We start from the raw sequence: 11,111 nt of genomic DNA, 5'->3' as shown, positions 1-11,111 counted from the left end.
CGCCGAACACCGTCATCATCGCGCTGGCGGTATTTCTGACCGCGTTCGTGATGGGCCCGGTGCTGCAGAAATCATACGACGACGGCATCAAGCCCCTGATCGCCAACCAGATCAGCGTCGAGGATGCGCTGCAGCGTGCTTCCATGCCGCTGCGCGGCTTCATGCAGAAGAACGTGCGCGAAAAGGACCTGAAGCTGTTCATGGACCTGTCCGGCGAGCCGCCGCCGGCGACGCCGGAGGAAATGTCGCTGCGGATCCTGGTGCCGGCGTTCATGATCTCCGAACTGAAACGCGCCTTCGAGATCGGCTTCCTGTTGTTCTTGCCGTTCCTGATCATCGACCTCGTGGTAGCATCGGTGTTGATGTCGATGGGCATGATGATGCTGCCGCCGGCGGTGGTATCGCTGCCGTTCAAGCTGATCTTCTTCGTGCTGGTCGACGGCTGGTCGCTGGTGGCGGGAAGCCTGGTGCAGAGTTACGGCGGATAGGCTGCAGATCCAGCCATTGGCGCGGCAGCGGTCTGAGCCGCGAAAGCCGGAATCCGCATGGCGACAGCTGCCCGCCGGATGCGGAATTCGCCCTGCCGGTCGATCGGCCCCTTTCGGCCCGCGCCGGCGGGTGCTAGGCTAGTGTGCGATTAAACACATCAGGATGTGTGAAATAGCATAACAGCCAAAAGAGACGGAAATGAAAAACCGGCTTTATCCGGCGGTCCTGGAGCGTGGCCCCCGGGGGACGTTCGGCGCGTGGTTTCCCGATTTCCCCGGCTGCGTTGCCGGCGGCAGATCGCAGCAGGAAACCATCGAGAAGGCGGAAAACAAGCTGGCGCAAACGGTCGACGCGCTGGCCGAACAAAGCCGGCCGCTTCCGGAGCCGACGCCGATCGAACGAATCGTGCTTCCCAAAGGGTGCGACCTGCTCGCCTATTTCATTGTCGGGGTCAACCCGCCGAATCCGTCGGAACGGGTGAATGTCTACCTGCCGAAAAGCCTGATCGGCCGGATTGACCGCCGCGCGACCGAACTCGGCATGAGTCGCTCGAGCTTTTTCGGGTTCGCCGCCACTCACGCGCTAACCATGTTCCCGGGCCACAGCATCTTTTTGGCGGATGCGGTGGAGACGCGCTCCAAGGTGCACAAGACCGGCCGGCTGCGAGCCGAAAAGCCACCGGCCAAGAAAACTCGCGGCAAGCTGAAGGCCTGATTCGCGCTTGTCGCGCCGGCTGCGCCGATGGCCTTCGACGGTCCTATCCGGCCCTTCGGATGCGCGCAATCGCCATGAAATTACATCTCAAAGTTGTGTGGAGATCGACTGACTGACATTCGTCCGGTATCTATTTGTAGTTGCAGTGACAACGGATCTTTGTATGGTTCGACGGTGTCCCGGGCGGGGTCAGGCAATGCGTTGCGTTGAACGGTTGGGCCGTGCTCGGTGCCTGCAGAAAAGGGAAACCGAACATGAAAAAAACACCGCGACACGCGCTCCTCGTCACGCTGGCAATCGCCGCGATCGGCTTCGTCGGCAACGTTGCCGGCGCCGCGCCGCCACCGCCCGCCAAGAACTGTCCGCAGTTTGGTTGGTCGGAAGGACTAAAGAGTTTCCTGGCGCCGGACTTCCCGTTTCCCACCTCGGACACCAAGCCCGTGCCGACCCCCGACTGTAATTTTCATCAATGGTCCTGGGAGGCTTTCGTCTGGGCCACCGCGCTGCTCAAGGACCCGGCGTCGGGCGACATGGTGCCGCGATTCATGACCTTGCACACGCCGGCCGAGCTCCTCAGTACCGGCGTGGCTGCCGCCGAGCCCAAGCGGCTGACGCTGAAGCTCGCCGCCCGTTCGGAGACATTCCTGGGCTCCCCCGGATTCACCGAAGGCGCCGGCGCCATCGTCGAGGCCGACGGCAATATGCTGGTCGCCCAGAACGGCTACCCGGTCTATGCCTCGGTTCACATGAACCAGTCGTATTTCGACACCGCCAAGAAAAACCTGATCGCCACCGGCGGCTTCCAGAGCCAGCCGGCAGACTCCAACTTCGACGTCGGCGCCGCCGTCTTCAAAGCCACTTGGCTGCGGCTCGATGCCGGACAACAGCCGCCGGCCGGCACCTATACGACACAGGCGCAGCTGCCGGTGCTGGAAACCAAGGTCATTCCGGGTCGCGTTACCATCGAGCCCGTGGACGGCAAGTTCGTCACCGCGACGGTGGCGCTGGTTGGCCTGCACGTGGTCGGCCTGACCGACAATCACCCCGAATTCCTCTGGGGGACGTTCGAGCACAACTTGAACTCGCCGGCCACGGCGGACAACACCTTCACGCCGTCGGCGACCCGCAAGGATCCGAAGAGCTATACCTTGTACAAGGGTGGCACCCCGTTCTCCCAGGTGAACGCTGCGTTCAAGCCACCGACCCTGCAACTCGACGAGACGTCCCAGAAGATCACGCCCGTGACCAATGTGGTGCTCGAAAATCAGACCGGCGGCGAGGATCTGACGAACGGCGTCGGCAACATCATCGCCATCAATGGTCAGGCTCAGTCCGCCGTCTCGGCCTTCCCGCCTCCGCAATCGGTATTTGCCCACTATAATCTGATCGGAACCGTTTGGCTGGCGCCGAATACTTATAACCTGAACAGCAACCAGACCAACGCGGTCGGTTCGGTCAATTTAGCGAATGCCACGGCCGAGACGTTCGCTCAGAGCCCCAACAATACGCCGATCAGCGGCGTGATAAACTGCTTCGCCTGCCACAATCCCGGTTCCTATACATTCCAGAAGCTGCCACCTCCGAAGCTGCCGAGCCGGCTGATCGCGTCGAGCCACGTGCTGGCCGTAGGCTCACCTTACGAGGTGCCGAACTCGATTTGGGGCGATGTTTCGTTGCTGCCGTCGCCGTTGCTGCCATTGCTCCGCAGCAAGTAACGGGCACACGAAGGCCTGCGTCCCGGCACAGCGTCGGGACGCGGCGCCCTGCTCAGTTCTCGCGTCGCTCGCCGAGATGTCGCATTTCCCAGGGCAGGATGACCTTTCGAAAAATCACCGGATCGGGCCAAGTGCCGGCGCTGCGGCCCATGTGGCCGCCGGCCGGATTGATCCAGGCCTCCCGCGGCACGCTGCCGCTGTTGATGAGAAGTTCGAGATCGTCCATCGGCACCTGGGTGTCCTTGGTGCCGCCGACCACCAGCATCGGCGCCGAAGGCCCGCCGAGCAGCCCTTGCGCCTGCAGCGACATCTTCGGCAGTAGCGCCAGCAATTCGTCGGTCGACGTCAGGCCGTAGACGAACAGGCTGGCCGGCAGCAGGTCGAACAGATATTCGCGGGTGTACATGCGGCCGCGGAAGAAATCCGGCTGGAAGGTATGGTGGATCGGCGGCGACTGGGCGACGGCGCCGACCAGGCGCCTGGCTTCGGTATGCGCGAGCTTGGCGGCCCAGTAGGCGCCAAAACTCTGGCCGTGCACGAGGATGCGGCCGGAGTCGATCTCGCTGCGCGTGGCGAGATAATCAAGCACGCGCGAATACATCCGATCTGAGTTTTCGCGGGCCTTGAGCGGCGCCTGTCCGGTGCCGGGGCTGTCGACCGCGAAGAAGCCGATGCCTTCGGCGAGCGCCGCCGCATAGGTTTCGGCCACCGTTTCCTTGCGGCTGTCGAGGCCCGAAATCGCCAGCACCAGCGGCACCGGCCGGGCGACGTTGGCGGGCAGCCGCAGGTAGCCCACGATCTCGCTGCCCTCGAAGGGAATGCGCACGACTTCGAGCGGCGGATCGGCATATTTGGCGTGCAGCAGATAGGCCTCCACCGCGCGCTGGTAGGCGGCCTGCTTGCCGACCGACGTCGGCGCCGGCCACTGCCCGAAATAATACAGCCGCCAGGCGCGCAGGTAATTGGCGTCGGCCTGCTTCGGGTCGGAAGCCGCTCTTGCCTTGGCCATGTAGCCGTCGGCGACCGCGCTCCAGGCCGCGGCCCATTCGTCCGCGTCGCGCGTCTTGATGCGGCCGAGCGCATCCTTGGCGTCATCCGGCTGGATGCCGAGCGCCGGATAGGCGCCGGTCTGCGCCCGCGCCAGCGTCTCGGCCTTGATCTCGTCGATGGTGCGGTCCGCGGTCTGCGCGGACGCGCTCTCGGCAAGCGACATCAGCCCCGCCAACAGCAGCAATGATAGTCCACGCATGGCGCCTCTTCCCGAATTTTTCGTTTGCGATCGAGTGTACCGGGATGCATGGGAGCCCCGCCAGCGAATTGTTGGACTGCGCCTCCCGCTCCGTTATGATGACCTTGACGCCTCGGGAGCCACCGCCATGCAACAACCATTCGACCGCGCCGCCGAAGATCTCGGCAACTCGATCCATCTCGAACATGTCAATGTAACGATACCCGACCAGCGGCTGGCGACCTTGTTCTATGTCACCGGCCTCGGGCTGACCCGCGATCCCTATCTGATGGTGTCCGACAGCAACATGTGGGTGAATGTCGGCCGAAGCCAGTTTCACCTGCCGGCCGGACACGCCCAGGTGCTGCGCGGCCATACCGCGCTCGTGATCGAGGGCCGCGAGGCGCTGCTCGCCCGCCTCGCCGCCGTCGCCGGCAAGCTTCAGGGCACCGCCTTCGCCTACAGCGAGCACAACGACTATGTCGAGGCGAGGTGCCCGTGGGGCAATCGCCTGCGTTGCTATGAGCCGGATGCCGCGCGCTTCGGACGTATCACGCTCGGCATCCCCTTTGTCGAATTCGCTGTGCCGAAGGGGACGGCGAAGGGCATCTGCGCCTTCTATCCGGAGATCATGGGAATTCCGGCCGAACTGAAGAACGGCGACGGCACGGTTGCCCGCGTCAAGGTGGGAAAGGACCAGTATCTGCAATTCCGCGAGACCGATTCCCCGCAGGGCGAATTCGACGGTCACCACGTGCAGATCTACATCACCGACTTCTCGGGTCCGTACCGCCGCCTGTTGGAGCGCGGCCTGGTTTCGCAGGAAGACAATCAGTACCAGTACCGCTTTCGCGACATCGTCGACCTCGAAAGCGGCAGCCCCCTTTTCACGGTCGAGCACGAGGTGCGCAGCGCCACCCATCCGATGTACCTGCGGCCGCTGGTCAACCGCAATCCGGCCACCACCAACCGCACCTACGCCAACGGCCATGACGAATGGCTCTGGGCGATGGGGCCGGACGAGTACGACCGAAGGTAGCGGCACCGCCGAAAGTCCTGCGGCCTGCCGCCGGCCCGGCAAGGTCGCGGACGGCGCGGTATTCACCTCGATGAGCCACATCGATGGGCGCAGAAAACCCAAAGCGGCGGAGCGGTCACTGAACCGGCGGAAGCCTGCTGGTCTGCGCTCAGAAAAATATCCGTGCAATGAGCCGTCTGCATGGGCGGGTTGCAATCGGTGGCGATCACATTTGTATCGCGCGAAGTTCATTCCGAACCTCTTCCCTGATCCAGGGAAATTGGTGTTGTTCGGTATCCGGCAATGAAACCGGATATGAAAAGCAAAAACAGACAAAACAAAAAACAAAGGAGAGCAACATGCTCAGAAAATTACTCGGTGTAGCCGCCATGGCTGCGAGTGCCTATGCTTTCGTGCCCGCACATGCCGCACAAATCGGCTTTGGTTGCAGTGGAGAAGACCAGGCGAGAGTCGAAGGCGCAGTTGAGACCATGGCCGACGGTCCCGGCAAGTTCACGGCGCAAAGGGAGGTCGCTCAGGCGCAGGACGCCATGCTCAATGGCAATATGCGTGGATGCGCGATGCATCTTAGCCGTGCGATGAACGCGGGCAGCGTGACCCAAGCCCCGTACGCCAATACGCTGGCCCAAGCTCCGGCGGAAACCACACCGGAAACCACACAGCAAGCCCCGTCCCAATCGCAATGGGGGTGGAAGCCGATGAAAGGTGCGTATTAAGCCTCGGCAGCAGCAAGCCTTGGCAGAGGGGCCTGACCGCACGGCGGCGGGCCCTTCATGACCGTTCGGCGCCGACAGGCGAAGCGCCAAAAATTGATTGGAAATCGAAAGGGGCCGCCAACCAAGGCGGCCTCCCACCTTGAACCGTGGTCACGCCACGGACCTCGAGTCATCGGCGGCAAACGGGAACGGCTGAACCTGTTTTGCTTTCGCCTGCATTAGCTCTTTGTCGACCTTTCCTTGTGCCTCCAAAACGGAGGTAGTCCGAACAACCTGGTCGGCGTGTCCGTTCTTGCCCTTTTCTTGCCCTTTCGGACTTATGCACCGCAGGATGCCGTACCCTACTCAAGCACCTCGTCTGCGGCGAGCAGGTCGGCGGCCGGCGCAGCGCAGCAAAAAGCCCGAATCATTAATTGAAATGCCTTTGTCCGGTACCGGACAGACAGCCAGCTCTTGTCCAACAATAAAAGGGGCGTGGCGAGTGAGGATGGGTGAGGAAACGGCAATGGACGCAATCGGAGCGGTTTTTCCGCCGGAACTGATCCAGCTGATGAAAGCAGTCCTCGACGATGCCGTCGCGACGCTTCCGGAATCGAAGCGTACGTCGACGATGATGGCCGAAATGGCTTCGCAAATTCTCAGCCGTGCCGGCAAGGGCGAGCGAAATCCGGCGACACTAAAACTGGCCGCGCTGTCGGCCGTGGTCGAGTGTTCGCACTATTCGCACGACATCTCGCCGGAGCGGCGTGCGGTATGAGGAAAGGGCCCGCGAGGTGTCGTCGTGGAAGACCTGCAGGCAAGGCTCGAAAAGTTGCTGACCGATGCGGAGGATTGCGCCCTCATTGGCAAACTGGCCACCGATGCAAGGAAGCGCGAACCCTTCAATCGATTGGCCGCCGACCTGCGCGGTATGGCATTCGATGTTCGAGCCGTGATTGCGTTGAAGCTCGCGGAGCCGGGTGACGACATTCAAAACCCGCCGCTAGGTAGAGAAAATGGCGTGAGTGATGAATTTTTCAAATGCGAGAGATGAAAGCCTGATCGCCTTCTATGAAAGTGTTCGACGGCAAGTTCGAGCCGACATGCATTCTGGCGGGCGTTATCGCTTCATCGGCGAGGCAACAAGGCAATACGCCGACACCCTTCGCGAAGAAATGGAGCGACGACGACTCAAATTTACGCCGATCGATTGGCATCGATAACCGACCTTGGTGTCAAAATGACCAAAATCGAAGAACGAACAGCCGCGAATATGGACGTCGTACTCGAGGAAGTCTGCCGGAATTTGCCACACGGGGGCGACCATGAGAGCCGAAAGCATATCGCCAAAAAGCTCATGCAAAGCGTGAAAAAAGGAAACGTCACGCTGGAAGGGCTGCGGGCTGTGGCCGGCCGCGCGTTTGCTGAATTGTCGGAGCGCAAATCGGCCTGATGCAATCTCCAAAAATCACGGCAGCCTGAAACGAGCTCTCGGCGCAGCGCAACGCAACAGGGCCGTCTACTTACACGAGTTCATCCGTCCAGACCTTGAAGCTGACCAGGGTGTTCGGCCCGAAGGTTTGGGTCAGCGGCACGTCGGCGGCATCGCGGCCCTGCGCAATCAGTACGCGGCCGATTCGCGGAATGTTGTTGCGCGCATCGAAAGTGTACCAGTGGCCGCCGAGATAGGCCTCGAACCAGCCGGCAAAATCGCCGGCGGCCCACGGCAGCGGCATGCCGATGTCGCCGAGATAGCCGGTGCAATAGCGCGCCGGAATGTTCATGCAGCGGCAGAACGCGATGGCGAGATGGGCGTAGTCGCGGCAGACGCCCTTGCCCTCGTTGAACACCTCGAAGGCCGTCATGGTGGCGCGCGCATGCTCGTAACCGAAGCCGATGTGGTTGTGAACGAAGTCGCAGATCGCCTGGACCCGCTGCCATCCCGGTGTCGTGTTCTCGAACAGCTTCCATGCGATGTCGGACAACCGGTCGGTTTCGCAGTAGCGGCTGCCGAGCAGATAGACGATGGCTTCCGCCGGCAGATCCTCCACCGCATGTTGTGACGCCGATGGAACGACAATATCGGGCAGTCCGCTATCGCGCACCGTGCCGTCGGCGGCAAGCCGCACCCGCCCGGCGGGCGCGACGAGCCGGCTGCACCAATTGCCAAAACCGTCGCGGTAGGGCGTGATCGGCACCGAGGGGCTGACGGTAAGGTAGTCGGGCACGACGATGTCGGAAGCTCGCGTGAAATGCGTGCCAAGCACGGCAATCAACGGCGTCGGCTGCGGGAAGTCGTAGATCATCTCGAAGCCGACACGGATTTTCATGCGAAACACCTGCTCGAGCCGCTCGCATTGTTCAAAAAGCAATACGTCGACGGACCGCCTGGTACGGTCACAAACGCCGGCGAACCATCGAGTTTTTTGAAATCAATTGCGCGTGTTGTGAAGTTGGCTACGACGGCGGCCGAATACAAGGCAATGCGCCGAACATTCGACCCGCTGCCGCGGTTCCTTCCGGATAGCGATAGCCAATCGGGCTAAAAGAGCGCACGGTGGATGGATGCACAATCACGGCGCTGGAACGGAATTGTTTGCGAAAGACGGCCACGCATGACCATGCGCTCGCGGCGGGAAACCGTCACCTTCAAGCATCCCTTCCGGATCAAGGGCATCGATCGGCTGCTGCCGCCGGGCGCCTACGAAGTCATCACCGATGAGGAGATGATCGAAGGATTGTCGTTCGCGTCATTCCGCCGGGTCGCCACCATGATCATGGTGCCGGCGGCGGGCCTGCGCACTTCGGCGATGGAGATGGTTTCCATCGGCTCGGTCGATTTGTCCGATGCACAGCGCATCGATGCGAGCGCCTCTTGAACGACAGGCCGCGAAGCGCGAGCCCCTACCCTTTCACATCGTAATGCTTGCCGAGGTGGTCGCCGATCTGGACGATCATCGCGACGCATTCGGGATAGCCGGGTTTGGCCTTGGTGGCCTCGTCGGCCTCGGTGCGGAATTCCCAGCCGTCATCGTTGCGCAGCACAAATATCCCGATCCCGTCGGGGCAGTCGACATGAACCTTGAGCTCGGCCCTGGCCATCGCGATGAGTTCGGCTTCGGTCTTCCTGGGCTTGCTCATGGGGGTCCGTTCCTCCGGATGGTATATGTCCGCAGGTTGCCGTCTCGGAACGTATCTGTCGAGAGCGTGACGGCGGCGCTGCGGCCTATCTTGCCGCCTCGACCCGCTTCAATCCGATGATCTGCGGCAGCGAGCCGGTCGACGCCGGATCGGCCTTCCGTGTTTCCGGTTGCCACGCGGTGGCGTCCGGGAAGCGGGCCTTCATCTCGCGCAGGAAGCCGTCGAGGGTATCGACCCTCGCGGCCAGCTTGGCGACCTCGCCGAATTCGGCGCTGGAGGCGGAGGCAGGCTTGCTCGCGGTCTCGAAGGCGGCACGATCGGCGTCCCCGCTCATCAGCGGGGCATATTTCTCGCGGAAGCGCGCGAGCCCGATGACATCCTCGGCCAGCGCATATCCGACCACGGCGCGGATGATGTCGCCCTTCTCCGCCGCGTTCAGCGGCTTGAAGTCGCGCCAGCGCTCGCCGTAGTACAATTCGATCTGTTCGGAGGCCTCGCGCCAGCGCCGCGCCGCCCAGTAAATGTCGGAGCGAAGCCGGATCGCCTCGCGGCCGGGGATGTTGGAGATGATGTCGAGCGCGAGGTCGTGGCGCCCGACGTCGCTTTGCGCGCGCGCTTCCAGCAGCAGCCGCTGCTGCCGCAATTCGCCGGAGAGATCGGCGATCCGCGTGGAGCGAAGCGCTGCTATCGCCCGATCGGGCTTGCGGCCGGTCAGGTACACCATGGCGAGCCGTGCGGCGACCTGCGCCCGGGCCGCGCCCTCCAGCCGTTTGTCGACCTGGTACTGCAAGAGTTCGCTGGCCTGGTCGAGCAGGTCGACCGCGACCAGCCGGTCCGCCAGCTTGCGGATCATTTCATCGCCGCGGCGACCGATCGGCGTCAATTCGCGATACTCGTAGAACATCGCCAGCGCATCGACTGGCGGCAGGTCGTCGCCCTTCGAACTGAGAAACAGCTGCGAAAACAGTGCCGACGCCGCGTCCTGGGCGGCGCGCGAGGCTTCCGAATTGGGCTGCAGCCGGGTCGCGGTGCGGGCTGCTGCGAACGCCTCACTGTAGCGTCCGGTATCCGAATAGATGCGCGCCAGAATTTGCAGCGTCTTCACCTCGATGCTGTCGCCGCGCCAGGTCGCCGACAGCGTTTCCAGTTCGCGCAACGCGTCGGCCTGGCTGATTTCGTCGCGCCGCTGGCGCAGCTCGATGTCGAGCAGCCTGGCTTCGGCGGCCGCGGCCCTGTCGGTGGATTCGACGGCGAGCCGGTATTCGTCCTGCGCGTCCTTGTCGTGGCCGAGCGCCTCGGCGAGCCGGCCGCGCAGCACCGAGATCGAAGGCATCATCTCCGCCGTAGTGCCGATGACCTCCAGATCGCCGGAGCGCTTGGCAGCGCCCGGATAGTCCTTGACTTCGAGCGAGGCGCGCATCGCGTCCGTGACCACGATGCGTTGCAGCTCGATCGGCAGCGAGGTGATGGCGAATTCGACGTTCTTGAATTTCTCGCGCGCCTCCGCCCATTTTCCCATACGGGCGTAGGCCAGCGCCTTCCAAAGCTGCGAATCGTAATTGGTCCCGATCGCCGGATTGGCGAGATCCTTCAATCCCAGCTCGGGCCGCCCCATCAGGACGCTTGCAAGCGAATGCACGATCAAGACAATCGGATCCTCGAAACCCGGCTTGGCATCAACCAGTGCGAGATCGAGAACGCCCTTGGCTTCCGGATACATCTCGCGCGCCAAATAGAAGCGGGCCAGATCGATCCGGGCCGGTGTGCGCTGATCGGGGTCGGCTGTCGCCGCGGCCTCAATCAACGCGTCCTGGCGTATATTGAAGATACCTTCCTGATTCCTGTGCCACTCGCCGTCGTCGAAAATCGGCCGGGCTATCGTCGGTGCGCGCTCCACTCCGGTGTTGACCGACGACAACGTCAGACCGCCGGGCCTGCCGAGGATGATTTTGTCGGAGGCAATCTCGGCGGTGACATCATCGGAATTCGGATGAATCGCCACGCCGTGGATCGATTCCAGCAGCGACATCTCGACGAAATCCTGCCGCTTGATGAAGCCGCGAACCGGCGGCGGCGCCGTGATCACCAGC

12 protein-coding genes and 1 pseudogene are annotated in these 11,111 nt (G+C 62.6%); 9 read left to right on the top strand and 4 right to left on the bottom strand.

All coding sequences use genetic code 11. The features are described 5' to 3' along the window. The 3 genes from fliP to VK804_RS06135 form a co-directional block, all read left to right on the top strand. The coding region (fliP, locus tag VK804_RS06145; protein ID WP_325368916.1) for a flagellar type III secretion system pore protein FliP at nucleotides 1–488 on the top strand (488 nt) is incomplete at its 5' end. Nucleotides 489–687: 199 nt separating this feature from the next. Further along, the gene (locus VK804_RS06140; protein WP_325368914.1) at nucleotides 688–1,203 is read left to right on the top strand and encodes a type II toxin-antitoxin system HicB family antitoxin; all 516 of its coding nucleotides are present in this window, start codon (nucleotides 688–690) and stop codon (nucleotides 1,201–1,203) included. Between the two features lie 254 nt (nucleotides 1,204–1,457). After that, nucleotides 1,458–2,918 (top strand): hypothetical protein, encoded by a 1,461-nt coding sequence (locus tag VK804_RS06135; RefSeq protein ID WP_325368912.1) that lies wholly within the window; start codon nucleotides 1,458–1,460, stop codon nucleotides 2,916–2,918. Nucleotides 2,919–2,970: 52 nt separating this feature from the next. On the opposite strand, the gene VK804_RS06130 is transcribed toward VK804_RS06135, so the two are convergent. After that, nucleotides 2,971–4,167: an alpha/beta fold hydrolase gene (locus tag VK804_RS06130; RefSeq protein WP_325368910.1), complete on the bottom strand. Its 1,197-nt coding sequence runs from the start codon at nucleotides 4,165–4,167 to the stop codon at nucleotides 2,971–2,973. Between the two features lie 127 nt (nucleotides 4,168–4,294). Between VK804_RS06130 and VK804_RS06125 the strand changes: the two genes are divergently transcribed. The 5 genes from VK804_RS06125 (at nucleotide 4,295) to VK804_RS06105 (ending at nucleotide 7,333) form a co-directional block, all read left to right on the top strand. Further along, complete coding sequence (locus VK804_RS06125; protein WP_325368907.1) at nucleotides 4,295–5,185, top strand: hypothetical protein; 891 nt, start codon at nucleotides 4,295–4,297, stop codon at nucleotides 5,183–5,185. 167 nt (nucleotides 5,186–5,352) lie between these two features. After that, nucleotides 5,353–5,901, top strand: coding sequence for a hypothetical protein (locus VK804_RS06120; RefSeq protein WP_325368905.1), 549 nt, complete (start codon nucleotides 5,353–5,355; stop codon nucleotides 5,899–5,901). A 505-nt stretch (nucleotides 5,902–6,406) separates the two neighbouring features. Further along, nucleotides 6,407–6,658 (top strand): hypothetical protein, encoded by a 252-nt coding sequence (locus VK804_RS06115; protein WP_325368903.1) that lies wholly within the window; start codon nucleotides 6,407–6,409, stop codon nucleotides 6,656–6,658. 24 nt (nucleotides 6,659–6,682) lie between these two features. Next, entirely contained in the window at nucleotides 6,683–6,934 is a 252-nt protein-coding gene (locus VK804_RS06110) for a hypothetical protein (RefSeq protein WP_325368902.1), read from the top strand. A 186-nt stretch (nucleotides 6,935–7,120) separates the two neighbouring features. Then, nucleotides 7,121–7,333 carry a hypothetical protein gene (locus VK804_RS06105; protein ID WP_325368900.1) on the top strand — a complete coding sequence of 71 codons (213 nt, stop codon included), beginning with the start codon at nucleotides 7,121–7,123 and terminating at the stop codon, nucleotides 7,331–7,333. Between the two features lie 70 nt (nucleotides 7,334–7,403). Here the strand turns inward: VK804_RS06105 and VK804_RS06100 are convergent, their stop codons facing one another. Next, complete coding sequence (locus tag VK804_RS06100; protein WP_325368898.1) at nucleotides 7,404–8,210, bottom strand: transglutaminase family protein; 807 nt, start codon at nucleotides 8,208–8,210, stop codon at nucleotides 7,404–7,406. Between the two features lie 285 nt (nucleotides 8,211–8,495). On the opposite strand from VK804_RS06100, the gene VK804_RS06095 reads away from it, so the two are divergent. Next, nucleotides 8,496–8,759: a hypothetical protein gene (locus VK804_RS06095; RefSeq protein WP_325368896.1), complete on the top strand. Its 264-nt coding sequence runs from the start codon at nucleotides 8,496–8,498 to the stop codon at nucleotides 8,757–8,759. A gap of 25 nt (nucleotides 8,760–8,784) precedes the next feature. Here VK804_RS06095 and VK804_RS06090 read toward each other — a convergent pair whose 3' ends face one another. Next, the gene (locus tag VK804_RS06090) at nucleotides 8,785–9,021 is read right to left on the bottom strand and encodes a hypothetical protein (RefSeq protein ID WP_325368894.1); all 237 of its coding nucleotides are present in this window, start codon (nucleotides 9,019–9,021) and stop codon (nucleotides 8,785–8,787) included. Between the two features lie 85 nt (nucleotides 9,022–9,106). Further along, nucleotides 9,107–11,111, bottom strand: a pseudogene (locus VK804_RS06085) (tetratricopeptide repeat protein); the annotation flags it as partial.

Origin of the sequence: Bradyrhizobium sp., from assembly GCF_035484855.1 — a bacterium.
Taxonomy (GTDB): domain Bacteria; phylum Pseudomonadota; class Alphaproteobacteria; order Rhizobiales; family Xanthobacteraceae; genus Bradyrhizobium.
This window is presented reverse-complemented; position numbering and strand designations above follow the sequence as displayed.